Annotated in this window: 23 protein-coding genes; 7 read left to right on the top strand and 16 right to left on the bottom strand. The window is 42.8% G+C overall.

Annotated features, from left to right (window positions below; genetic code table 11):
* Positions 1–11 precede the first annotated feature (11 nt).
* From MHI51_RS19840 to MHI51_RS19865, 6 genes are all read right to left on the bottom strand, one after another.
* Positions 12–1094, bottom strand: a complete 1083-nt coding sequence (locus MHI51_RS19840) for a Gfo/Idh/MocA family protein (RefSeq protein ID WP_076190679.1) — start codon at positions 1092–1094, stop codon at positions 12–14.
* 17 nt (positions 1095–1111) lie between these two features.
* Entirely contained in the window at positions 1112–2029 is a 918-nt protein-coding gene (locus tag MHI51_RS19845) for an AraC family transcriptional regulator (protein ID WP_248548564.1), read from the bottom strand.
* 2 nt (positions 2030–2031) lie between these two features.
* Positions 2032–3030, bottom strand: a complete 999-nt coding sequence (locus tag MHI51_RS19850) for a Gfo/Idh/MocA family protein (protein WP_076218419.1) — start codon at positions 3028–3030, stop codon at positions 2032–2034.
* 189 nt (positions 3031–3219) lie between these two features.
* Positions 3220–3579: a GIY-YIG nuclease family protein gene (locus MHI51_RS19855; RefSeq protein ID WP_076218420.1), complete on the bottom strand. Its 360-nt coding sequence runs from the start codon at positions 3577–3579 to the stop codon at positions 3220–3222.
* 42 nt (positions 3580–3621) lie between these two features.
* Positions 3622–4101 carry a DUF6530 family protein gene (locus MHI51_RS19860; protein WP_038572158.1) on the bottom strand — a complete coding sequence of 160 codons (480 nt, stop codon included), beginning with the start codon at positions 4099–4101 and terminating at the stop codon, positions 3622–3624.
* Positions 4102–4291: 190 nt separating this feature from the next.
* Entirely contained in the window at positions 4292–4846 is a 555-nt protein-coding gene (locus MHI51_RS19865) for a GNAT family N-acetyltransferase (protein ID WP_076218421.1), read from the bottom strand.
* A gap of 116 nt (positions 4847–4962) precedes the next feature.
* Here MHI51_RS19865 and MHI51_RS19870 point away from each other — a divergent pair, with 116 nt between their 5' ends.
* Both MHI51_RS19870 and MHI51_RS19875 read left to right on the top strand, forming a co-directional pair.
* Positions 4963–5544, top strand: coding sequence for a LysE family transporter (locus MHI51_RS19870; protein WP_341003147.1), 582 nt, complete (start codon positions 4963–4965; stop codon positions 5542–5544).
* Positions 5545–5563: 19 nt separating this feature from the next.
* Entirely contained in the window at positions 5564–6334 is a 771-nt protein-coding gene (locus MHI51_RS19875; protein WP_076276128.1) for an AraC family transcriptional regulator, read from the top strand.
* Here MHI51_RS19875 and nagA read toward each other — a convergent pair.
* The 5 genes from nagA to MHI51_RS19900 form a co-directional block, all read right to left on the bottom strand.
* On the bottom strand, positions 6323–7471 hold the full coding sequence (nagA, locus tag MHI51_RS19880) for an N-acetylglucosamine-6-phosphate deacetylase (protein WP_076127285.1): 1149 nt from the start codon (positions 7469–7471) through the stop codon (positions 6323–6325). The two genes, MHI51_RS19875 and nagA, sit on opposite strands and share 12 nt — an antisense overlap.
* A 22-nt stretch (positions 7472–7493) precedes the next feature.
* Positions 7494–8279 carry a DeoR/GlpR family DNA-binding transcription regulator gene (locus tag MHI51_RS19885; protein WP_076218423.1) on the bottom strand — a complete coding sequence of 262 codons (786 nt, stop codon included), beginning with the start codon at positions 8277–8279 and terminating at the stop codon, positions 7494–7496.
* 175 nt (positions 8280–8454) lie between these two features.
* Entirely contained in the window at positions 8455–8937 is a 483-nt protein-coding gene (locus MHI51_RS19890; protein WP_076276125.1) for a DinB family protein, read from the bottom strand.
* 38 nt (positions 8938–8975) lie between these two features.
* Positions 8976–10442: a YdiU family protein gene (locus tag MHI51_RS19895; protein WP_076218424.1), complete on the bottom strand. Its 1467-nt coding sequence runs from the start codon at positions 10440–10442 to the stop codon at positions 8976–8978.
* A 199-nt stretch (positions 10443–10641) separates the two neighbouring features.
* Positions 10642–11931, bottom strand: a complete 1290-nt coding sequence (locus tag MHI51_RS19900) for a serine dehydratase subunit alpha family protein (RefSeq protein ID WP_076218429.1) — start codon at positions 11929–11931, stop codon at positions 10642–10644.
* A gap of 133 nt (positions 11932–12064) precedes the next feature.
* Here MHI51_RS19900 and MHI51_RS19905 point away from each other — a divergent pair, with 133 nt between their 5' ends.
* Positions 12065–12874 (top strand): lipase family protein, encoded by an 810-nt coding sequence (locus tag MHI51_RS19905; protein WP_405173209.1) that lies wholly within the window; start codon positions 12065–12067, stop codon positions 12872–12874.
* A gap of 301 nt (positions 12875–13175) precedes the next feature.
* Here the strand turns inward: MHI51_RS19905 and MHI51_RS19910 are convergent, their stop codons facing one another.
* Complete coding sequence (locus tag MHI51_RS19910) at positions 13176–13517, bottom strand: DUF4181 domain-containing protein (RefSeq protein WP_076127294.1); 342 nt, start codon at positions 13515–13517, stop codon at positions 13176–13178.
* 426 nt (positions 13518–13943) lie between these two features.
* On the opposite strand from MHI51_RS19910, the gene MHI51_RS19915 reads away from it, so the two are divergent.
* Complete coding sequence (locus MHI51_RS19915) at positions 13944–14375, top strand: flavodoxin domain-containing protein (protein ID WP_076190655.1); 432 nt, start codon at positions 13944–13946, stop codon at positions 14373–14375.
* Positions 14376–14431: 56 nt separating this feature from the next.
* Here MHI51_RS19915 and MHI51_RS19920 read toward each other — a convergent pair whose 3' ends face one another.
* Together MHI51_RS19920 and MHI51_RS19925 are read right to left on the bottom strand one after the other, a co-directional pair.
* Positions 14432–16504, bottom strand: a complete 2073-nt coding sequence (locus MHI51_RS19920) for a serine hydrolase (protein WP_076276122.1) — start codon at positions 16502–16504, stop codon at positions 14432–14434.
* Positions 16505–16596: 92 nt separating this feature from the next.
* Complete coding sequence (locus MHI51_RS19925) at positions 16597–17319, bottom strand: MOSC domain-containing protein (RefSeq protein WP_076276121.1); 723 nt, start codon at positions 17317–17319, stop codon at positions 16597–16599.
* Between the two features lie 197 nt (positions 17320–17516).
* On the opposite strand from MHI51_RS19925, the gene MHI51_RS19930 reads away from it, so the two are divergent.
* The 3 genes from MHI51_RS19930 (at position 17517) to MHI51_RS19940 (ending at position 20802) form a co-directional block, all read left to right on the top strand.
* The gene (locus tag MHI51_RS19930) at positions 17517–18980 is read left to right on the top strand and encodes an ATP-binding protein (RefSeq protein ID WP_256721832.1); all 1464 of its coding nucleotides are present in this window, start codon (positions 17517–17519) and stop codon (positions 18978–18980) included.
* Positions 18981–19066: 86 nt separating this feature from the next.
* Positions 19067–19918, top strand: coding sequence for an AraC family transcriptional regulator (locus MHI51_RS19935; protein WP_341003153.1), 852 nt, complete (start codon positions 19067–19069; stop codon positions 19916–19918).
* Positions 19918–20802, top strand: coding sequence for a DMT family transporter (locus MHI51_RS19940; protein ID WP_341004293.1), 885 nt, complete (start codon positions 19918–19920; stop codon positions 20800–20802). Before MHI51_RS19935 ends, MHI51_RS19940 begins: the two co-directional genes overlap by 1 nt.
* A gap of 81 nt (positions 20803–20883) precedes the next feature.
* Here MHI51_RS19940 and MHI51_RS19945 read toward each other — a convergent pair whose 3' ends face one another.
* Both MHI51_RS19945 and MHI51_RS19950 read right to left on the bottom strand, forming a co-directional pair.
* A complete protein-coding gene (locus MHI51_RS19945; protein WP_405173210.1) occupies positions 20884–25371 on the bottom strand; it encodes a hypothetical protein in 4488 nt (1495 codons plus the stop codon).
* Positions 25358–26116 carry a DUF6063 family protein gene (locus tag MHI51_RS19950; RefSeq protein WP_342409940.1) on the bottom strand — a complete coding sequence of 253 codons (759 nt, stop codon included), beginning with the start codon at positions 26114–26116 and terminating at the stop codon, positions 25358–25360. The genes MHI51_RS19945 and MHI51_RS19950 overlap by 14 nt, the downstream gene beginning before the upstream one ends.
* Position 26117 lies beyond the last annotated feature (1 nt).

Consider the following 26117-nt stretch of genomic DNA (forward strand, 5'->3'; position numbering starts at 1 on the left):
GTTGTCAAAATCTAATCCAGATACACAGCCTTGCCGGTCTGCGCCGATTCATAAATAGCTTCCAATATTTGCGAAACAACAAAAGCCTGTTCAGGAGTTACAACCGGGTCCTTATCCTGTTCAATCGCTTCAATCCACTTTCTTAATTCTATATCCGGAGCACTTTCAGCTTTTCCTTCATAATAGGCAACGCCGCCTGCCCCAAGCTCAATTTTATTAGTGTACAGCTTGCTGAATTTCTCTCCGTTAATTCTAAGTCCGTCCTTCATATCTGCGCCTGCTTCCGTCCCACTTAAGCTGCATTTCGCTTCATGTACGTCTAGTGAATTCAGAGCCCAGCTCGCTTCCAGCATGATTGTTGCGCCATTCTCCATTACGACCATTCCAAAGGCTGAGTCCTCCACGGTGAACTTTTTAGGGTCCCACGGTCCCCAGGCGTTGGCGGCTTCTTCTTTTTGTGAAAGTTCATGATATTTAGTGCCAAGCACGACTTTAGGTTTATAGTTATCCATCATCCAAAGGGTTAGATCCAGCGCATGAGTTCCGATATCGATAAGCGGACCGCCGCCTTGTTTCTCTTCATCAAGAAATACTCCCCAGGTCGGTACGGCTCTCCGTCTGATGGCATGTGCTTTTGCAAAATAGATATGACCAAGCTCTCCGGACTCACAGGCTTTTTTCAAATATAAGCTGTCTTCTCTATATCGGTTGTCATATCCAATGGTCAGCTTCTTGCCTGTACGTTTCGCTGCTTCAACCATTCGTTTGGCATCTGCCGCTGTCTTAGCCATTGGTTTTTCGCACATCACATGTTTTCCGGCTTCTAGTGCAGCGATTGATATTTCCGCATGGACATCATTAGGCGTAAGCACATGAATAATATCAATGGATTGATCTTTTAATAGTTCAGTGTAATCCGTATAGACAGTAGCTTTATTATTTCCGTATTTCTCCGCTGCTTCTTCAGCACGTTCTTTAATAATGTCACAAAAAGCCACGATCTCAACCTTACTTTGTCTGCTCAAGCTTGGAAGATGTTTGCCATTCGCAATACCACCACATCCAATAATCCCTACACGAAAAACCTTACTCATATCCTTCACCCTCACCTCTAATGGATTTGTTTGCTGTTTCGATAAGTTGCCGGTGTCATGCCTAACCGCTTGCGGAAGACAATATGCAAATAGGTAGCATTGGTAAACCCTTCCGACTGTGCGATTTGTTCTATCGGATAATTGCTTTCTTCAAGCTTGCGGCAGACCGCTTGCAATCGGATGTCCTCAAGCGCCCTACTGAATGATTGTTCTGCATTTACTTGCTTAAACACCCGCTGCAGCTGCCTTGAACTAATATTCAGCTTTTCCGCAACATTTTCTAAGGTAACCGTTCCTGAATAATTCGCTTCCATATATTGCATTGCGTATTGATACCGGTAAGTCAGCATATCTCTAACCGGCGCCTCCGTGCGGATCCCGCCTGAATCATACGCTCTAACGGCCTTTAATAAAATACTAATCACGAGATGCTTAATTGAAGTATAATATCCGGTCAACTTCCCATCGCATGCTTCGTACGCTTCTCGAAAACACTTCATAGCCCCGTGATAATCTTGTGCTGGGACCAAGGGTAAACACTTCAGCTTCTCCACACAGGTCTCAGCTTCCGCAACCTCCCAAAGATCAGCATCATCCCGGATCCTCTTCTTGATGTCAACATGCAGGCATAGCTCTTCCATGGATTCATCTGCAGCTGCCTCTTGACGATGCATAACACCTGGTCCGGTTAGATAAAACATTCCCTCTGACAGAGGATACTTTTGATCCCCAAGAATGACTTCTCCCTTCCCGCGCGGAATGAAATGAAACTCAAATTCAGAATGATTATGGAACTCGACTACTCTGCCCGGTGGAAAAGATGTCAAATGAAATCTAAACACTGTAATCTCGTAATGTCCCCATAGAATCGTGATATCCAATCTTTCAAGCATGTCCTGCTTCTCAAACATCATCTCATAGGGAAAGCTGCTCAACGTTAAGTCCTCCCAATCGGAATTACACAGCCTTCTTTAGCCGAGCGGTTCGCCGCCTCCATTAATCTGGTAAGCTCAACTGCCATTTCAACATTTTGAGTGGCGAGTGTATTATTTTGAATATGATCAACCCATTGATGGAAGGCGCTTTCACGATTGCTTTGCAAGGCTACTTCTTTCCAGCCTTCTTCTTTATCTGTGGATTTGTTCGTTCTAAGAAGAAGCTTATTCTCTGGTGTTCCGTAAAGCAGCGTTCCTTCAGTTCCATGCACCTCGATAGTAAACGGCGAATGACTATTCACGAAACCAGCCTCCACCACACCAATTGCTCCTGAATCCGTAAATAATGTCACTACAGCATTATCTTCCACTTCTTTACCGGTTACATACCCAAAATTAGCACTAACCCCAGTCACATCTTGATCTAAGAAAAGCTTCGCCAAATACATGGGATGACAGCCAAGATCAATCAAAGCTCCGCCTCCACATTGCTCCAAGCTAAAGAAATGATCAGGAAGCCAGCTTTCCGTTGCTCCGTTATGGGATAAGCGAACTCTAACGTAAGTAATCTTGCCGAGCAGCTCCTGACTTAGAATCTCTTGAATAGTTAATGTATAGCCGTCATTTAAACGAGGCAAGGAGACCGTTAGCTTCACTTTGTTCTCGTTAACTTCTGCGATAATTGCGTTAACTTCTTTTAACGTTGGGGCAATAACTTTTTCTGTAAAAATATGTTTGCCCGCCTTGGCCGCAGCCACGATTACGTCTCTATGCATATTCGTTGGTGCATCCACGATAACGGCATCTATATCCTCTTGCGCAAGCAGATCATCCAGTGATTCAAAAAAAGGAATATTCAAGCTTTCCGCAGCTTTGTTCCCACGTTCTACGTTTTCGTCCCAAACTGCAGCTAATACGGTATCTTCATGCTCCTGAGCTTGCTTGGTATAATCCCATGCATGCACATGCCAATAGCTGAGCTTACCAATTCTAATGGTCATTTACTTGTGCCTCCCGTATATATGTTATTCTGACATCTGCTATAAAAATAACACATAATAAACAGCTTTTTTAGTAGGAAAATGCGACAAAACATATATAATATTACGACACATAAAATCCGGAGTGAAATACGATCCCTAAAAAAAGAAACCCTTGCTATAAAAGCTAAAGGTTTCTTTATACTTGGCTTAATGGGTTAGTGGCTTATTATATCCTTTGTCATCAAAGGGCTGCAATTTCTCGAACCACTTCTTTTTCAATAGTTTAAGCTCCCAGCGCACGTCGGTTACGTCTTCTGACTCCTTCTGCTCTAACACCTCATAGCTGAAGGCTTCTGCTCCAAGTTCCTTCCAGTCCTTTTGCAGCTCTGCATTTGCAAATCTGCCCATTTCTAATTGCATCTGTATAGTCATCCATTTATTTTTCAGGTTGGGATAGCTGTCAACGAATATTTTCCCGCTTCTTTTGTTTGTAATTTGAATAGCACCCATGTACGTCTTGAGCTGCTTATATTGCTCCTGAAGTTCTTTACGTTTACTTTTGTCCATTATGATTTATGATTCTCCTTTCACAGGCCATTCTGCTAAATTTCAGTACCCCATTTCTTTTAATAAACGGGACAATACCGAAAGCCGTTCTCCGATCATTTCACCATCATCACTAAGCGCCTGAGCGAACAGCTTAATATCATTATCAATCATGGGATTATCTGCACATACAGATACACTCATTGCATCTCCCTGCAGTCCAATACGATCAATCATAGGGCTCTCGGGATCATACATTTTTGGAAAACGATAGGCCTCTTGAAAATACAAACTACTTCTGCAAATCAAAATTGCCAGGTCAAGCACTCTGTGCATTGGCAGCTCTTCGGACTGTCTCGACCATTTGTCCCCTGTATGTCTCCATACCTTTGCTGAGATGTCGACCTTTCCTCTATCGTTCCATTGTGCTAATCCTAGGGATAGACCTTTTGCGTCTGTGTCCCCGGCGTAGCGGCCATCAACCTGCTCGTAATTTTCTGACACGACTACAGGTTTATGTTTTAGAGTTGTTGGGATTTTCATGATTAGTCACTCTCCATTTTATGATTTACTAATTTACCCATTTACTAAATTACTAATTTACTAAATCTAAGATTCATATTACCCGGCAAAAGATCATCTGTCAAACGACATTACACCCGTTTTATCCAACAAAACAAAAAATCCCTCTGCGCGTAGCAAAGGGACTGTTATTTTCATGTAAAATATATCTCTAGCTTAAATGATCATTCACATTACAAAACCAAACCATATGGACAGAATCAGGTCCCCAATAGTCTTCTACTACTTTATAAGGCTGCCCAAATTTACGTTGCCACCTGACCTGTGCACGTTTATAACCGCTGTCCAGACAAAACTGCTCTACCCCTTGCTTTTTTAGAAATATCATCATTTCCTTAATTAAGGCTGAACCCACACCTTGGCCCTGATAACTTGGCATAATGTATAGACTGCCCAATTCCCCTATTTCATCTAACTGATGATCCGTGCAGGTTTGAATATCTTCGCCACAAGGTCCAAAGGAAATCGTACCGACAACCTGCTCTTCTATTTTTGCAAGAAGGAAGTAAGGCTCCCCAGTCGTAGTATCCAGTGAAGTCATCACCATTTGCTTTTTATGATCTATTTCACTTTGGATATCGTCTTGTAAATGATCAAGCCCTTCTTTTTCAAAGGCATCTTGGATTGAAGTTTCAAAAACAGAGCATGTGGATTCAAAATCATCTGGAGAAAGCGTGCTTATGGTCATTGGATTACTCTTATTCATTGATTCGGACACCTCTTCTATTCCCGGCCGGAATTCTTAAAAACCCTGCAATAATATACTATCAGCATTCAGACTGAAAGGTTTATATTCATAGAACTACTTTACTGGAGGTCATCATGAATATATTGTCCTTTCTGATCTATTGCGTTGTCGCTACATTTACACCCGGTCCTACCAATATTGTTATTCTTTCTTCGGTGCAGCATTCCGGGGCTAAAAAATCAATGGGGTATGTATACGGATCCACGCTGGCTTTTGGCTTATTACTTATCATTTCTACTCTGCTGAACCGTATTCTAGTAGAAATCATCCCAAATATCCTGATCATTATGCAAATCATTGGGAGTTTATATATGCTCTACCTTGCTTATAAAATCTTTAAAATGGGTTCAATGGAAGACCAACCTGACCCCAATGCCAATTTCCGCTCAGGCGTGCTTATGCAGCTTGTGAATCCTAAAGTGCTAGTATTTACACTAACGGTTATTCCCAACTACGTAATGCCATTCTATACCTCTTCGCTTGCCTTGTTTATATTTGTTATAATTATAACTGTGATCGGATTTTTTGCATTTACGACATGGGTTGTATTTGGGACAATCTTCAGAACATTTATGAAAAATCATCAAAAAGTTCTAAATACCGTGATGGCACTGTTTTTACTATACTCGGCCATTATGATATCGGGAATCCTATAAAGTCGCGGAGGTTAAGAACGTGGAGAAATTTAACTATAAAAAGTCAGCAGAGATCCTGTCCTTATCCGCCAGCCTTACTGATTTCACCTATAAAAAACATTGCCATGAGGAATATGCACTCGGTGTGACCCTTCGTGGCATTCAGCAATATAATCTTGACGGTAGTTTGCAATCCTCTCATAAAAATGGCGTAATGTTGTTTAATCCAGAACAAACGCATGATGGCAATGCGTATGATAAAGGTGGCATTGATTATGTCATGCTTTATATTAAGCCAACCCTAATGTTAGAGATATTAAGAAAAAAAGAACTCCGCTTCGCCACTCCTATCTTATACGATGACAATTTGGCGCAGTGCATATTAGCCCTAAACCATGCCATTCAGAATGGCAAAGAGGAGTCTTTGTGCAGTGAACTGTTATTCACTCTGGTTCATTTAGTATCCAATACTGAAATAGTTACCGATCGCAGAACGAATAATAAATTTCTTAAAAAAGCAAAGGAAATGATGTACTGCAGTTTAGACCATGTGCTGAAGCTGGACGATCTCTGCACAGAGTTTGGTCTATCCAAATATCAGTTTATTCGCGAGTTTAAGACACTCACAGGAATATCACCCTATCAATTTTTCTTAAATTGCAAGGTAGAGCGTGCCAAGCAGTCCATTGAGAGAACCAAGGATATCTATGCAGCTGTTGTAGATTGCGGATTTGTGGATCTAACTCATCTGAACAGGCATTTTAAAAGCGTATTCGGAATAACCGCACATGAATACCGGTCACAGCTGTAAGATCTGCCCTCCTACCATTGTCCAGAGCACTTTGAATTCATCATCCAAGAGAACCAGGTCAGCATCCAAGCCAGAGGTAATCGTCCCCTTTTGTTGAAGTTCAAGAATATTGGCAGGTGTAGTTGAAGCCATTTGCACGGCATCTGTGAGCGAAATTCCAGTTTCGACAGTATAACGTAAGGCTTCATTCATGGTAACTGTACTGGAGGCCAGCGTGCCATCTTCCAATCGCGCTATGCCACCAGATACCGTAACCTGATGTCCTCCAAATATATAATTTCCATCCCCTAACCCCATTGCCTGTAAGGCATCTGTGATCAAGACCATTCCTTCCGGTCCTTTCATGGTATGCATCAAGCGGATAATTGCAGGATGCAGATGGACATTATCCACAATAGCTTGCAGGCTCACATGCTTCTCTTCGAAAGCGGCAACCACAATCCCCGGATCTCGATGATGGATCGGCCGCATGCCATTAAAACAATGCGTAACATGACTTGCCCCAGCGGCAAAAGCTTGTTTGGCTTCCTCATATGTGGCATCCGAATGAGCAATCGCTATCACTACTCCCTGTTCTTTCAAAAAGGAAAGAAGCTCCATGCCTCCCGGCAGCTCAGGAGCAATCGTAACCATTTTTATGAGTGATCCAGCTTCTTGGAAAATGAGCTTCATTTCCTCTAAGTTAGGATGCCGCAGATACTTTTCATTTTGCATTCCTTTTCTCTTGGGGTTTAGATAAGGTCCCTCTAAGTGAATGCCTGCGATCTTTGCTCCCACTTCATACCCAATGACACGTTTGACACTACGAATCATCTCTAAAAGATCCTCCATCGTAGAACTCACAGAGGTAGCCAGAAATGAGGTGCAACCAGAAGCTGCACAAGCCTTCGATACTTCTTGAATACTCTCTTCAGTACCGTCCATCATATCAAACCCGTTAGCGCCATGAATATGCACATCTATCATTCCGGGCACTAACAAATGCCCTCCGCCATCAATCCGTTCATACTCACCCTCTGGGATAGAAATATCTCCTGAGTCTATCCTCATCACCTTTCCTTCAGAAATCCATACATTGGCCGCTGAAACTATACTATTCTGAAGCACTACTTGTACATTTTGCAAAATATAAGTCATAAACATTCTCCTCCAGTCGTTATCACTCTTGATTTCGAACCTCTTCAACTTCATCTAAGCACTCAATAACTGTGATGTTCTTCTGATCTAGAACTTCTCTGATCTCGATTGGAAGCTCTCGATTTGTAACTAAAATATCAACGAAATCAAAGTCTAGCCGATAAAAGGATTTAGCATTAAATTTGGTGTGATCCGCTACTAAAATCACTTGATCAGATCTTCGAGCCATTTCTCTTTTTACCCGCGCATCTTCTTCATAAGGATAATAGAGTCCATCAGCACAGATCGCCGATGCTCCAATAAAGGCTTTATCCGCACGAATTTCACTAAGTTTATCGATAATGGAAGAACCATATAACAAGCGGTTTTTCACATTCAAGTAACCACCAAGTACATAAATTAGCAGATCCTCGCGATGGGATAAAATCCCTACATTGTCTATCGAGTGCGTGACAACCGTAATATCCTGCGCACTAATTTGTTCTGCAACAAACTGTACAGTGGTCGATACATCTAAAATCACAGTCTCACGATCTTGGATAAGCCCGGCCGCGATCTTCCCTATTCTCTGCTTACTCTCGGATTCATCGATCAAACGATCTTGATAAGATAATAATTCTTTTTGCAATTCAGGTAACGCTAGACCGCCATGCGTCCGAACAACGACGCCCTCTTGTACTAACCTAACAATATCCCGTCGGGCAGTATCTCTTGAGACTTCAAATTGCGTACAGATATCTTGAACACTCATCGATTGGTGTTGTTTCAAATATTCGAGTATTTTTAATAATCGTTCCTCTTGATACATAATGAAATTCACCTCCTAAAGTCATCATAAGTCATTTTATAAGTATTTACAAGCATTTATAAGTTAATAATTAAGTATATATAAGTATTAATGCGTAAAAAAAGACGAAAGCCAGATGCATGTGCATCCGCTAACGCCTTTAAAATGTCTATTCTTTAGGATTCACTTCACAATGTCACTTCACATCGCGGTTCCAGCTCTTCTGTATCTTTCGAATATAAACAATTTGGCCCACATGATAAGCATTATGGGTTGTTACATTTCCGAGGACTTCCCACCATTTACTGTCTGGAAATCCTTGAACATCAGCTTCCAATTGTTCTTTCTTAATCAATTCCTGCCAGTGTAAAAGAACCTCTAAAAGTTGTTTTTGCAGCGCTTCGAACGTTTTCCCTTCTGCAACGACAAAGGTATTATTATTACTATCCACTGGAGGAACCGCCTGAACACTGGCTTCTTTATACCTTGTTTGCCAAGTTTCATTCCAGTAAAGAAGATGCTGCACAATCTCAGCAATATTATTGCTTTCTTCCGTTACCTTCCAAAAAGCTTCTTCTTCACTTAAGTCTTTAACCGCCACTTCAAGGGGCACATACCAACTCGGATCATTCGCATTGGCCAGCAACTGGTTGGCTAGAACATCATAAGCATGAAACATTCTTCCTTCCCCCATTTTCCAGATAAATTATATGCAAATCAAGTACCGCAGAATGTACGATATGGACATGCGGATTCCTCAGGAAGTGCCGAGTATTCCTCTTGTTCAGAGGAGTAGGCGTATGGGTTAGTCAAAGCTTGAAGTAACCTCTCCATCACATCGTAATCTTCCCGCTCTACCGCAGCCTCAAGCGCTTCTTCTACACGATGGTTCCGCGGAATAATCGCAGGATTGCTGCTATGCATCAGCTTCTGTGAAGAGGATTGTGATTCCTGCTGCCTGCTAAGCCGCGCCTGCCATAGCTCATTCCATTGCTTAAATTCAGGGGTGCCAAACAGATCAGCATCTTCCGTTACGCCTAAAGTTAAGGACCGAAATGTATTAGTGTAGTCAGCCCGATATTTTTGCATCAGTTCAAGGAGGGTATCAATCAGAGCAACATCCTCTAACTCTTCGTTAAAGATTCCCAGCTTCGCTCTCATTCCCGTTAGCCAATATTGATAGGACCGCTCCGAAAAATCTGAAATTGCCTCCTCAGCCAGCTTAATCGCCTGTGCCTGATCGTCAGCCAGCAATGGCAAGAGAGTCTCGGCAAATCTGGCGAGATTCCATGCGCCAATCCCGGGCTGATTGTGGTAAGCATAACGACCCTGCTGGTCTATGGAACTAAATACTGTCTCAGGATTATACACATCCATGAAGGCACATGGACCATAATCAATCGTTTCTCCGCTAAGGGCCATATTATCAGTATTCATCACTCCGTGAATAAAACCTACAAGCTGCCATTTAGCAATTAGCGCTGCTTGACGTTCCATTACTTCCCGAAGCAGAACAAGATATGGATTATCTTCCACAGGAGCTTCTGGATAATGTCTTTGCAACGTGTAATCAGCCAGAATACGCAGATCCTCCACAGTCCCCCATGCAGCAACATATTGGAAAGTTCCAACACGCAAATGACTGGCAGCAATCCGGGTCAGAACCGCCCCCGGCTGTTCCGTTTCCCGAATTAGCGACTCCCCTGTAGCTACCACCGCCAAGCTGCGAGTCGTAGGAATCCCAAGTCCATGCATAGCTTCACTGATGATATATTCGCGTAACATCGGCCCAAGCGCTGCCCGGCCATCGCCACCACGAGAGTATGGGGTTCTTCCCGCACCCTTCAATTGAATATCTACACGATCACCTTGAGGGGTGATCTGTTCGCCCAGCAGCACTGCTCGACCGTCTCCCAACATGGTAAAATGTCCGAATTGATGTCCAGCATAAGCTTGCGCAAGCGACAGGGTACCTTCAGGAACTTCGTTGCCGGCAAGAATCCCAAGAACCTCCTTACTCTGTAGTGCGGTGCTATTCAGCCCAAGAGTAGCAGCCAATGGTTCATTAAAAATAATCAGTTCCGGTTTACCCACAGGCGTTGGCTTAATCCTTGTAAACATTGATTCCGGCAGTTGAGTATAACTGTTCGCAAAATTCCAGCCTATATCTATTTTCTCTGTCATATTATCTCCTTTTTATACCCTCAGTCTCTATGCCTTTATTAACTCAGAATAAGTTATGTTAAAATTTAATGCAAATCTTCTCGCAGACCTATGTTTTTGCCGAAGTGTTACAAAGACCGCCCGGCTTCCTGCCATTTTATGCAGGGAACCGGGCGGTCTTAATTATGATGTTCTATCTTGTTTTCAACTTATTTGGAGGCTAATTCGCTCCGCCTTTGGAGAGCATAATATTGAGAATGGTCTTGTCAGTATCCGCCAGCCCTTCCTGAACCAAACGCTCCATGTTGCGGATGGTATCTTCCACCTCTTCGAAAATTACACCATCCTTGGTTGTAGGAGCAATGTTGTTCATAGCCAGTGTGGCTGCCTGGATCGCCGTATTAGTGGAGGTGGAAATCTTCAGCGCACAGGTAGAATTCGCACCGTCACAGATCATGCCTGACAAAGAAGCTATCGTATTCTGTATCCCATGCTTGATCTGCTCAAGACTGCCGCCCATGAGATAAATGATCCCGCTATTTGCTCCTACTCCCCCTGCAATCCCTGAACCACATAATGGGGACAAACGCCCGATATAATGTTTGATGTGCACAGTGACCAGATTGCTCAGTGCAAGCGCCCGAGCTAGCATTTCTTCATCTTTGTCCAGCAATTCCGCCAGAGCAATAACGGGAAGCGTACAGGCGATGCCTTGATTGCCACTGCCTGCAGTTGTCATCACAGGCATTGCACTGCCATCCATTCGAGCATCTGAAGCCGCTGCGGTAGCCGCGATAATTCTGTTCGCTACATCATTGCCGAACAGATTCACCGCAGATTGCTGATTCATTTTCTTACCTACTTGCAAGCCATAATCGCCTCGCAATCCCTCATCAGAGATCGCTTTGTTCATCCGCGCCCCTTCCAAGAGAAAGCTAAGGTCTGAAAAAGGAGCGGTACAGATAAACTCGAATATCTGGTCAACTGAGCCCGCATACTCTTCCGTGTCGGAAAGACCAGGCTTGCCACAGTCGGCTTTTGAATTCCGGGGTGTTATTTTCTCCCCGTCCAGAGCCAAATATTCTATATGGGTGTGCTCTCTGGCAATAATGGCAGTCGCCGTATGGTTCTGCGTAAACAATTGGGCTTCAATATATAATTTCTCAGGAGTGTCCTTTATCTCCACTTTTAGCAGCTTTCTATCCAGCAGGTCATTTGCCATCTTCAACTCAGCCTGCGTCAGACCTGACAGAATTTCCAGCTCCTTGTGAGAACGGCCGACCACCGCTCCAAGGGCTGCTGCGATGGGCAGGCCTGTCTGGCCTGTCCCGGGAATGCCCACTCCCATTGCATTTTTAATAATATTACCGCTGAGATGCAGCTGAATCCCCGTAATTTCTTCCTCGAGAAGCTCTGCCGCCAAGGAGACGGCATACGCAACTGCAATCGGCTCCGTACAGCCTTCTGCCGGCACGACTTCCTTGTGTAAAATTTCCAATAAGTTGCTCATGTATGCATTTCCCCCTTTTCTCTCGCTGTTGGACTTATTTATATATAGTAACTCAGAGAGAAGTTTCAGGGAATCCTTTTTCTTAGGAATCACTCCTTCATCCCCCTAATATAGTGTAGGAAAGAAAGGCGGGATGTACGTGAGTAAGAGGGATGAGCAAGAGCAAAGGGCGATCTTTCTAGCTGCAGTCTGCGGGCAAACCTATACACAATTTTCAAATATAGATGGAGTTTTCGTCATTCCATTAGGTTATCAGCTATGTCATCCCATTGAAGCACAATCCTTCAATAATGTATGGGAACGTTTCGGCTTTATTTTGGAGTCTCCACAAGAGATTATTATCGCTTTTCGGGGAACCAGTACGACGACCAATTGGATATCCAACGTCCTCGCTTCACAGGAACGGTTCAAATATCTTAAAGAAGACTCTCTCACCCATCGTGGCTTCACCAACATTTATTCTTCAGCTCGGGACGGCATCTTCTCTGCGCTCTCCAAGCTATCTCCTGACAAGACCTTATACATTACGGGCCACAGCCTCGGTGGAGCGCTCGCCACCTTATGTACCTTAGATATTGCGGCAAATACCTCTTACACCTCACCTAACCTATATACTTATGGTTCCCCACGGGTAGGTGATCCGGACTTCGTTAATATTTTCAAACAATATGTGCGGAAGAGTTACCGGTATGCCAATCTTTTTGATGTTGTAACCTACGCACCTCCACATGTCTATAAGCTCCCCAAACGGGAAAAAAAGTATTATTACAATCATGTCCATACTTTCAACTCACTGTCTTTCCAGAATGGATCTACAAGTGGTAATCACGTAATCAGCAGCTATTTCGCCGAGCTCTCCAAGCTCCAACCGGAATTCGCTCAAGAATTATGTATAACGAACCCTGGATTCTGTCCTCTCGTGGCTACGAAAGCAGAAGTATAATGTGAACACAAAAAGGAGGTGCCCAACAAGCCATATGCTGGCCGCCGGAACACCTCTTTTCATCGTATGATTCGAAACCATCAGCAGTCACAAAGTCACTAACGGACCCCATCGACTCTAACAGCAGTATATTTCCACTTTAAGAATTCCATCGGACCCCATGGCCACTATTGGCATAAAACCCCGTAATATAAGTCACTTTCTAACGAATAGCTGCACTGGAGTCCGAAACGCTGCCCAAAAGGCGATTATTTAGCAAATAACATCATCTGGGTCCGATACCGGTACGAATGAAACTAGATCAGAATATAAAATAAACTAATACCACACCTAGGACTAACAGAATAAGTGAAACTATGTGCTGTTTCGTATGTTTTAGAAATTTCCAGTCGATAAACGACTGAAATCCTATTGCTACTATTATAACTACAATCCAAAACCACTTCATAACCGTACCCTCTGGGCCATCGGCAATTATTATCACAATCCCCGTAATTAATCCCACAAGTGCAAGTATAAGCTTCCCTTTTATATTAAGCTCATAACCGTCCTCAGGAAGTTTTTCTTTATCCGGGCCAACAATCCATATCCTTAGAAATAGGTTAGAAAAAGCAAGGATTATAAGTATAAGTCCAATTTTCACTTTCGTTCACCTCCACTCTTATATAGAATTCATTCGTATTTATTTCTGATCATTAGTTCTTTGATTTCTCTTAACTCATTTAATATTTCTTTTGATAGTTGTGTACTTCTAGAGTTATCGATGCCTACTTTAATCACGAATATTCCAAGCAACAAATAGATGATTAGCATTACGATGATCCCCAATTTACGTTCACTCCTCTTATTTTTGTATATTTCATTAAAGATATAGTTAGCATTAGATTAATATTATTCCCATGATACCATAATAAGGATATCTAATTAACACTCAGGAGCTTGCCGTTGGCTTGACAAATGATCAGTATATTCGATAAAATATACTATATCTTGATAATCAAGATATTTGATCTGCGAGATTTTTTCTATGCGGGAACGCGATTAATCTTAACTGAAAAGAGGGAACACAATGGCAGTACTTATTCTATACGCTACAAAATCTGGAGCAACTGAACAATGTGCAAAAGTATTATCAGAAGAGCTACCTCAGAGCAAAATTTGCAATATAGAATTAGAGAAGCCGAATATCGAGGCATTTGATAGCATTATTTTAGGAGCAGGAGTAAGAGATGAAAAAATATATAAAGCCATTCGTGACTTTATCAAAAAAAATAAAGATGAGTTACTGACTAAGAAGATGGGCTACTACATTTGCAACGAGAAACCTAAGAAAACCGAAGAATTAATAGAGAAAAATTTCCCTGATGATCTGAAAGAAGCTGCGATTTGTATTGAATCTTTTGGAGGTTATAAGGCCTATAAGGCTCCAAAGGAAGGTACTGATCAGCTAAAAGGGATTTTGGTAGATAAAATAAGAGAATTCTCACAAAATTTCAAATAAAAAATCCTGTTACCAAGACGAAAATCTTGATAACAGGATTCTTTTTTTATATACGTTTATTGCGCCTTGAGGGTCACTTCAAACTTCGCACCAACATCACCAACAAATACAATTTTGCCGTTGCTAGGAAGTTTGACTTGTTTAAGACCGCTAATGGTGAAGTAATTCACACATACACCATTCTCATCATAGACGGCAAAGGAACTTTTGGTTGGCAGCTCTACTGTCATTATTTTACCTGTTGCCGTTTCAGGAACTCCATACCATCTAGCATATCCATCTGATTGGATAGTTACCATAGATTGCGGGCCTGCATAAATAGGTTTAACCGCATCTTGATGTATAAACAATTGATTGCCAATCTTTAAATACTCCACACCATTTTTCTCTTCAAAAATAAGATCCGCAAGATCGCGTCCAGCGATGGTTGGGATTTGCACGGTCATTTCTGCTTTATTAGGCCCAGTTATTTTATTCGAGCCCATATAACCAGGTGCGTCAGGGAACATAGCGATTCCAGCTACCGGCATACTCATGTAATATTGGGAGCTGTACTTCTCGCTGACATCAAAATACAATTTCCCTTGACGCTGCTGCCACGCAGTAGTGACCTCTTGAGATAGGGCATTGGGTTCAAGCTTCTCAGCTGCATATTGGGTAACGGCAGTTTCACCAAGTCCTGGAATCACCCCATACCCTTGACTCCAAAGATAGATACGGCCATTGCTCTCCTTCACAAAGCTAACTTTACTTGTACCCTCTGCATCTAAGAATTCACCGTTCGAATTATAGGAAAATTTCTGCGCAGGCATTGTAGGAGCTATAATCGAAGAAATACTCAATTCCCCAGCTTTACTAACCTCTATCTTCATCAGTTGCGTAGAATCACCATAGACACCCGCATAGTTTAGCAATTCTTGCGGCATATCCTCTTTGTTCGAAGTTTTAAATGTTGGTGTAGCTTTCAGTTCCTTAATAACTCCCTTTTCCTGTAAAGCACTGAGTAAAATTTCGTTGGCAAGCATCTGGTCCGTTGTACTTGATCCGCCAGAAGATATTACTGCTGCTGCCATCCGCTGCTCGGGCAATACAACTAATGAGGTATGATACAGACCTGTATCTCCACCCTTTGTCAAAGCCTTGATTTCGTACTGATTAAATGGATATAAGTTCACACTGTCCCAGCCTAATCCATAAGCTAACGAATTATCGGCTCCTTTAGGCCATATTCCACGCTTATATTCCTCTTGTTCCATCGCTTTTACAGACTTTTCTGACAAAATGCCAGTCGATTGGCCTGTAAAAATAGTTGCAAAACGCACCAAATCCTCAGCAGTGGAATAGATACCACCTGTTCCAATCACGTTAATGGTTTCTTTGGGTAAAGCTGCTGAGTAGGTAGCATTATAGACACTAGCCAGCTGAGAAGAAGCTACAGAATCTACAGGCGTTTTCGTATGTTCAAGCCCTAGAGGTTCTGTGAAATTTTGATGAATGAATGTGGTAAAGTCCGTGCCACTGACCTTTTCAACAATCAACTCAGCCAACGTAAATCCATCATTACAATATACTGAGTAGGCGCCTGGATCGGCCTTCAGACGTTGTGTTGACAAAGTCTCTAGCAAACTATCTTTTGCAATAGGATCGGAATCATTAAATAAGAAAGAATTGGATAAGTTCGAGCCAGCAAGACCTGATGAATGATTCAACAGCATCCGTACAGTGATTTGCTTATAACGAGAATCTTCCATCGTAAAATTATTCAAATAAGATACGACTGAACCGTCCAAATCTACTTTTCCTTGCTCAACGAGCTTCATAATAGAAGCTGTTGTATACATTTTACTCGTCGAGCCAATACCATACATCGTTGTGACGCTTGGTGCTGTCTTACTCTCCACATGGCTAAATCCAGATTGACCGCTCACAACGATATTATCGCCATCAATAAGAGCATATTGGAGACTAGTCGTCCCCAGCTTCTCCGTTAAGAACGCCGCCTTCTCTGCTGCCACTTTCTGAGTGTTCACATACGTTTGCCCTTTGCTGCTATCCGCTGCTAAAACACTAGTAGGGACATACACCAATAGAAGCAATGCAACTAATAAGGATGCCAAATTTTTCTTCATACATAACCTCCCGATATGAAATCGTCATCCTTTAAAGGATAATTTATCCATGGAGTAATGTAAAGGAAGTTTATACTATTGGGATTATATATCTAATCTACTATTTCTACTTTATCTCCGATTCGAATTTCCCCTGTTTTGATTACAGAGGCATAGACTCCGAAATGCAAATCAAACTCTTTATGTAATTTTTTCAAAAGCACTGGGTCCTTCTGGAGACTATCCGGGTCCATCGTAATCACAACACATCTCTCACAAAAACTATCTACCTGTAGCTGTACATCCCCAATGTTGAGCCGGCGTCCAATCCAATCTCCTTCAAAAAGAGAATCATCATTCAGCGCGATAACAAAATTCCCGCGAAAACGCCGTTGATCCAAGGAATGCCCCCAGGTTGCCTCCAGTTTTTTTAAGCTGGCATCCGTAATGAGTAGAATACTAGCGCCATCCACGGATAGGAGCTGCGGATGTTCTGGCTGTGGATGTGCAGCTTTTAGACCAGACATAGTGATTGGAGTTTTGGTTTGGCTTTGGATTTCTTCCAATAGATTATCATCCCATCCAAAGGTTCGCCCGTCTGATGCCGTTACATGGATTTGTCCATCTATAAATTGCGCTTGATAGGTAAGCATATTCGGTATATTTCTAGCGGTGATATATCTTCGCCAGCCCTCTTTTGACTCATCGTAAAAGGAGCAAAAACGGTCACCAAGCATTCCATACGGTTCAATCATACAGCTTTCTAATTTTTCACCCGCAAATGACTTGACCGGGTAACGATTAATTCCTTGAATTTCACCAACAACTGATAACATAATACAACGCCTCCACTTGTCTTAAAATGCAACGTATCTTCCTATTCTACCTGATTTTATTTAACTGTTGTATGAATATCTAATAACCCAGAAATTTTATATGTTTTATTGAGTTATATGTTTTATACTATGACTGTTAGACATATTGCATTTTGAAATAACACTCACTCCCCCATAAAGAAGAGAGGTAACCTGCTGTGCGGACAAATGATTTTCAAGGTTTTGACTTTGTTTTTACTCAAGCCGTGATGGGTATGGCCCTTATTTCGCTTGATGGAACGTTCCTAAAACTGAATTCAGCATTATGCGACCTCTTGGGGTATGATGAAACCGAATTAACGACACCCTCTCCAACCGTCCGTACCCTACTAGATCAGATTCATAAATTCAATTCATTAGGAAGCTCTCTTCCATCTACGAGTACTGATCCGCAGAGACTCGAAGTAGATTATTTCCATCCCACCGGACGCCGGTTATCTTTAAAGGTCTCCATATCTATCCTTCTGGATGACAATGGTCAACCCATATATTATTTTACTCAATTCGAGAATAAAACCCTGATCAGGGAAATGGAGACTCAGCTTCAGGTTGTGAATTCCCATCTACTTGAAAAAGAGAGCTCTTTTCTACAGCTGCTGGAGGAACTGCCTCAGCCCGTGCTTATCACTAGGGGAGGGATTGTTCTGTATGCAAATTCGGCAGGTTTACAATTAATCCATGCGGAAAGCCTAGATCAAGTGCTTGGTCTATCGACTATGGATATTGTAGACTACTCTAATTATGAAATTCTCTCAGAACGAAGAAAGAAATTCAACACTGATAGAACAACAGGTTCTGTCTGCTACCTGATTAATTGTTTAAATAACCAGCAGAAATATGTGGATGGGATTACATTGCCGATCATTTATGAAGGAAACGAAGCCTTCATTGGCATATTCAAAGATATTTCCGAGCAAGTATTGGAAGATGAACGACTGATACAGTCCGAGAAATTATCCACAGCAGGACAGTTAGCAGCTGGAATCGCTCATGAAATACGGAATCCTCTTACAGCCATTAATGGCTTTATGAAGCTACTGCGCTCTTCCGAGCGGATGAATGATAAATATATTTCCATTATTGAGTCAGAATTGAAACGCATCGAGTTCATCGTCAACGAACTGCTTGTCTTATCTAAACCCCAAACCACTCATATTAGTAAACCAGTGGATTTATTGTCTTTGCTGGAACAAGTCACCACACTAATGAATGGACAAGCTGCCCTAAAAAATCTCAAGATCCTCCCTGTCTGTACTGATCATTCCATTTGGATCAATGGTGAGGCTTATCAGCTTAAGCAGGTATTTATTAACTTACTTAAAAATGCGATGGAAGCAATGAATCATGGGGGAAACATCTATATTCATGTGCAAACCTATGACAGAGAAGCCCGAATCAGTGTGCAGGATGAAGGCTGTGGGATGACAGAGGAACAGATCAATGCCCTCGGCAAACCATTTTATACGACCAAAGAAACAGGAACAGGCTTAGGTTATATGATCACACAAAATATTATACATAATCATGGCGGAGCGATCTCTGTAGAAAGTATTCTGGAGCAAGGAACAACTTTTACTGTGAGTATTCCAACGATCATTACACCTGAGGAACCTATCATGTAGAAGATGAGGTATCGCAACATCATGCAAGAATGCCCCTAATTTTCACATTATAATGGTTATACATAATTGGAAAAGAAGGTGCAGCAATGACTCGTGAAGTTCGAACAGTAGTTTTCGATCGTGACTTAAAATTTGAGGCCTATCGATTTGAAGGTATTATGCAGAAGTTTCCCAACCATTTTCATGACTATTATGTCATAGGTTTTATTGAACAAGGAAAGAGACATCTGCTATGTAACCAAGAAGAGCATATTCTTAACAGCGGAGATGTGGTCATCTTTAATCCGGCGGATCCCCATGCCTGTGAACAGATAGACGGGAGGATGCTTGACTATCGCTGCATCAATATTCAGCCGGAAGTCATGCGTGAGTATGTGCTAGAAATTACCGGCATAGACTACTTACCGCGGTTCACACACAATGTTCTCTACCAAAGTGAACTGTCGAGCCCTTTACACGATCTGCACCAAATGATATTAGAGGATCAATCCGATTTTCAAAAAGAAGAATTGTTTCTATTTCTCTTGGAGCAGCTTCTGAGAGAATACACGGAGACAGAAACCCTCTGTCCCGCTCAAGAGCCTACTTCTGAAATTAAAATCATTTGCGAATACATAGAGTTACATTATACGCAGAACATTACGCTGAACCAGCTAAGTGAATTGAGCGGCTTAAGTAAATATCACTTGCTGCGTTTATTTACCAGACAGAAAGGAATATCACCTTACCGTTACTTGGAAACTATTCGCATCAACCACGCCAAAAAGCTTTTAGAACAAGGAATATTGCCAATAGAAGTGGCCTCTCTAACCGGTTTCAGTGATCAGAGCCATTTCACAAATTTTTTCAAAAGACTTATAGGCTTAACCCCTAAGCAATATATGCGTATATTTGTTCAACAAACGGGAGTAAAGTCATCAATGGAACTTACGAAATGATAGATCAACGCAAGATTAACACAGGACATCTGCTGGCATTGCTTACGATTTTAATCTGGGGAACCACCTTTATCTCCACAAAAATACTGTTAAAAGACTTTACGCCTGTGGAAATTCTGTTCTTCCGTTTTCTTATTGGGTACTTTGTACTGTTACTGATCTATTCACGTCCAATCCGAACTACATCCTTTAAAGAGGAATTACTCTTTATCTCAGCAGGTCTTTGTGGAGTCACGTTATATTTTCTTATAGAAAATATTGCCCTAGTCTATACCCTTGCATCCAATGTAGGTGTGATTGTCTCCATCGCTCCATTTTTCACGGCGGTTATCGCTCACTTTTTTTTAGAAGAAGAGAAATTTCATAGGCAGTTTTTTATAGGATTTTTGATAGCCTTGGCAGGAATTATATTAATTGGGCTGAACGGGAGTTATCTTCTCCAACTGAACCCCATCGGTGACTTGCTGGCATTGCTGGCACCTGTGGTTTGGGCAATATATTCAGTGTTGATGCGAAAAATAAGCCTACTAAAGATTCATACTATAGGGGCTACCCGCAGAGTATTTTTCTATGGTCTGCTGTTTATGCTGCCTCCTCTGTTTCTGTTTGATTTCCAGCTGGGTCTGAGTAGATTCAAAGAGATTTCAAATGTAGCTCACCTGCTTTTCTTAGGTCTGGGTGCCTCGGCACTGTGTTTTTTGACTTGGAATAAAGCTGTAGGGATTCTAGGGGCTGTAAAAACAAGTGTATACATCTATATTGTGCCTGTAATTACAGTGGCAGCTTCTGCCCTTGTTCTGAATGAAAAGATCACCTGGGCGATCCTGACGGGAACTTTTTTAACGCTCACCGGTTCATATATTTCCGAACGCAAACCTAAATAACCACACCATCTTTAACATTTAATAAAAAGAAGCCCCAGCAGCGTGATGCATACTGGAGCTTCTTTAAGTTTCATTCCATACTCAGAACAACGAGACAGGAATAAGCTTTCTTCCTCCCTTGATCAGGGTCGATTCCAGCATGTCCCCTTTGACGCCTCCAAAATAAAGCTGCCAATACACGCCAAAGCGCACGCTGACATCATTCTTCACCAGCTCCGGCGGCGTAACAATCAGCCATTGGAATTTGAGCGCCTTGGAAATTTCAAAGACGGGGTCAAGCACGTTATTGGAGACCATTTCTCCGAAAGGATTGTCATATAAAAAGACCGTCCAGCCTTTATTCTCACGATTCACCCGTTTATGCGTCATGATCATCATTGCGACCAGCAGCTGTACAGATTGACGTTGCCCACCACTGCCGACTGCTTCATCCAGTGCGCCGCGATTAATAATCTCCCAGTCCGAATAATGATAATCTTCCGGTGCGGCGTAGAGGAAATAATTCTCCGTTACCGGTTTATACACTTGAAGTATCGGAAAGCGGTTCTGCAGCGCTGCATAGACAATTCGTCCGTCATTAATAACCTCTTTGATTACCAGCGCCGGCACTTGTTCTATCTTGGGATACTTTTTGAGCAATTCATTGATGCATTGATTGAAGTAGTCACTCACCATCGGCTCTACCTCATCGCTTGTTCTTGGCACATTGATATTCTTGTAGTTCAGACGTACCAGCGGGAAGGCATAATTATTCTCGTTATGAATAATCATCCGGCGTTCCATTCGCTTCATAATATCAATGATTTGAACCACTCGTAGAGATGCCCGGCCAACCCACATCTTGCGGGAGAGATCCATGCCTTCCTTATCGCTTTGAATGCTCTCGATCTGATCGCGCGAACTGCGTAGCATGGAATCTAGGACTTGCAGTGCAATGGCGAAATTATCCCAATGGACCGTATTCAATCGATCTAGAATCTTGGTCTCCAGTTCGGAATTCCGTTCATTTTTCGCAAGTTTTTCGGTTAAGGAATTTTTCTCTTCCTTCACCTTTTTGGAGATCTCATCCTGTCTAATCCGGCTATCCTTAATGCGGAGAAGCCAGTCGGCTACTAGAGGCTCGCAGCTTTCTCTAACCCTCAGCGTTATTTCTTCTGGCACACTCCGTAGGTTGACGCGATCCTCAATATGCGCGTTCATTATTTTGATTTGATTGGATAAAGTCTGAAGGAGGACATCGATTCGGTCCAAGGATCTTTTACACTGATTAAGCATAAGCTCATTCGCTTGGCAGCGCTCCTGAATTTCTGTCTCCTTATCCCCTAGCGCCTCATTCCAAAGCTCCACGGCACGTTCATGTTTCTCTTTGATCCCCTTCTCTACTTTGCGCAACTCTTTCTGCAAGTTCTCCAATTCAGTCTGGCAGCGGATGTAACCGTCGTGAACAATCTGATAGTCTTCCTCCAACGAAGTAGTATCCGTCTTTTGGTGATTTCTTGCAGCCATAATGGTCTCAGACGTTTCCGTAGGTTCAGTCGCCTTCCGCCAATTCACATCCACTTGATTCAGGCTGGATTCAAGCTCAGCCAGATTCTCGCTTGCTGCTTTAATCTGTGCAGCTCTTGTCCGAACTTCCAGTTCATTTTCAGTTAATGATTGCTGTAGACTTTCCACGGTACTGAGCTGCTGCAAGAGAAGATTCTGCTCTACAGGATCTATAGGTATGACTTCTCCTTCATCAGAAAGCTGGTGATCTGTTGGGAAAACTATCTCAGGAAACCATCGTTGCAGTCTGGGGAACATCGCATATTCGGTTTCTCTCGTCCATTTATTGCGTTGTCCACTCAAGCTTTCCATTTGCACCTTTAGGTGTTCAAGCTGCTGATCTTTACCTGCTAACTCTTTGCTCACCAGATTCTTTCGTTCGATTATTTTTTGTTTTTCCTTATAATCTTGTTCCTGTTTCTTCGTCCGTTCAATCCAAGCTTGCAGAACCCCCGCTCTCTGCTCATGCTCCACACTTAGAACTTTGTTCTCAGCGAGCTCCCGTCCGATCCGGGTAAGCGTCCCTTCGTTCTCATCCATCTCATGGCTCAGATTGTTAATGCTCTGCTGAAGTTCAGCCTGCAGTTTAATAAGGGCATCCTGCTTGGCTGTAAGCGTCATGGTATTCTCGGTTTGGAATAAACGTTCATATTCTTGACGCACCGATTTTAACTTAGATAAATAAGCTTCAGAGTCCTGAAGGATCTGCTCCTGTTCTTTGAGCTTCCCCTGAATACTGCTCTTCCAATCCTGGAAACGATCCGGCTGCAAGACCATTTGCGGCCCTTGATTCGCAAAAAGCATGAAGGATGCTTGATCTTGATGCGAAGCTGCCATCTCTTCACGGATAAAGATCGGCACCGCTGATTTAAGCAAGGTGTCCTTCATCAGTTCCGGCTGAATTTTATCAGCTTCGCGCCGGGTCATAATCAAACTATATGGAAGTAACGGATATTGCTCCAGTTCTTCCTCACGTTCAAGATACGGACGGTCATTTAAGTAGGAACTACCTAGTGTTGATTGAATCTTTAACGAATCGAGTGTATCTTTGACCGTCAGAATATCTGAATTGGGTAGCCAGTAGGATTGGTTCTGAAGTTCCACATCCATGAGCTGATTATAGTAATCCCTTCTGGAACGTTTAGTCTGTTGCTCTACTTCATCTATTTTTCGGATAAAACGTGCCGGGATAACATCTTGTTCTTCAAAAAGGCCAGTAGCTCCTAAACGATTATGCTCTTCATACATTTCCAGCAGTACAACGAGCTGTGACCATAATTGGGATTCTTTCTGAGTCTGTGACTCAAGCAGAACCCCAAGCTCGTCCGCTTCACGCTCATAAGAACGCCGTTTCTCACTCAGCTCAGCATGACTCTTATGCAGTGCCAGCTTCCGAATCTCTTCCTGCTTGTGCTGTTCTTCCAAGTCTCCAATGTCTTGAAGAATCGTTTTGGCCGCTGAGATCGTACGCTGCAGGGCAGCTGCCGGAGAATGGGCGGCATCCTGCCCATATTGGGCTGCGAATGCTCCGAGTTCTTCCGTGTATTGGCGAATAGATAAGGTCAAATCATTGATCTGATTATCCAGCCCGGCCAGCTCTACCAAGAAACTTTCCCTTTCCTTGCGCAATCTTCTCTCTTCCGCCGTTAGGTCTTGCTGTGCTGTCCCAAACTCTCTGATCGTTTGCTGCCAGAGATTAAACACCACATCCCACTGTTTCCGCAGCTGTTCCTTGGCTGCCTGAATGACCTCCTGCCGTTCTTTCATCTCCAGAGAACCTTCGATAGCTTGAATTTCTTTTTGCCACTGCTCAATTTGCCGGGTATGGAGCAACCGTTTAGCCAGAAAATAAGCTACTTCAAGCTTCTTCTCTTGCGCTTTGGAATCCTCCAGCCGACCACGCGCACGGCTCTGATCATCACTGAGCTTCTTAAACTCTTCTTGCTTCAGTTCCGTTTCTTCCTTGCTGCGTAAGTATTTAAGATTGTCTGTCTCAAAGCGCAATTGCTTCGCATCCTGATAACGTCCAGCCAGTTCATCAGCAATCTTACTTCGCTCAGCTTCTGCATTTCTCTGCTCTTCATAGATAACCGTATAGATTTGGCGTCCACGTAATTCCGTTTCTTGAACTACGTTTTCTGCTTCCACGCCTAGTTTTACCAGCTCATAAAGTGGTGCAGCCATACTAAGAAACTCTGTATAGACCTGCTCCCGCTGTTCAAGCATCGGCAAGCGCTGAGCCACTGTTGCTGTATCGATAAACATCCGCTGCAGCGTATTGTCGTCTTCCTTTAATCCTTCATTCAGACTAGATCCGATTTCAGGAATAATCAGCTTTTCGAACAAGTTATGATTGGTGAAGGCATCATTCTTTTTAAAATAACCTTTGATACCGCCCTCTTCACCATTGATCCGCCGCATATTACGCCACTCGGCGATATGGATATCCCGGGTAGCCAGGTAGTCATAATATCTTTTCAAATCCGAGCTATGGCTGCCAAAAGGTACAATCTCTCCCCGCCGATCGCGCACAAATTGCTGGATCGTTTCAAAACTCGTAGGTTCAGCAGTCACCTCGTCAAATAACGGCAACGTTGATAGCGTAAGTTCAGCCGCTTCACCGTAATCTGTAAGTGCGTACAGCAAGTAATCCACTTTGATATCCTGCTGATCAAGCGAATTATGTGCCGTCATAGCGATTCCCGTGGTCATATACTCATTGCGCTCATTGTTGTCGAGATGCCATTCGATAGCTACGTGAAAAGTGTACGGTTTAAGTTGTTTTTTATGATTATGAAAGAATGCCTCAACCTGGTTCTCACTGTCTTTGCCCCATGGTGTTTTGGGCATCAATAGCTGGAAAATAGATTGCAGCAGTACGCCCTTTCCACCGCCATTCATGAGCGTAATAAGCGTATTAGCGGGTCCCTCTTCGTTGCAGAGGTCCAGAATCATGTCGTCGTATTTCTTGAGCATCTTCTCGTATTTAAGTCCTGTAATTCGTATGCGTTCAATCCGCGGCATAGGTAGCACCGTCTTTCTCAGCTAAAGTTCTTCCAATGAGGCTCTTTAATTCCTGGTATCGATCGACATCATGATATAAATAACGCATTCTCTCATAAAGCTCTTCCCGAGGAAAGATACGCTTCTCTGTTTCAGAGATGAATACGAGTTTCTCCTCTTCCAGAAGTTTCATGCCTTCATGAATCAGCCCAATTCGTGAGCCTGCGCCTCTGGTCAGAAGATCACTCTCTTCCTGACTCTTAGTCTGCATGTAAAGACTGGTCCATACCTTAAACATCGCTTGGATATCAAGCTGCCACTGCTGGCTGAATCGTCCCTCCTCATCCATCTGAATCCACGTCTGAAAGAGAGACGACACCTGATCAGCAATTTGAATATAGGACATACTGTCCTGCCCCGACTTAAAATGATTCTCATCCTGATCCATTTCGGCTAGAAAAACCAGGATAATAATATTGATAATATGTAAGTGAGTTTTACGCTCAACACGTGAATATTTGTTCTTCAACTGGGTGAAATTGGTTGCAAACACTGACCCTAGCGGATTAACTAGCAGATGGAGACGGTGCCCGGAATTCATCACCCGACAGCCCCCTTCTTTAGCAACATACTGAAGTGCATCATAAGTTCCTGCATCCTGAAGGCATTCTGCCGCTGCAGGGTCATCGAGAGGAATTACTTTTTTACGGAGCAATTCAAAAAATAGCCGCGAAGCTTGCTGTACCTGTTCTAATGTATAACTCATG

This window comes from Paenibacillus sp. FSL H8-0260 (genome assembly GCF_045040625.1).
In the GTDB taxonomy this organism is placed as follows: Bacteria; Bacillota; Bacilli; order Paenibacillales; family Paenibacillaceae; genus Paenibacillus_AQ; species Paenibacillus_AQ odorifer.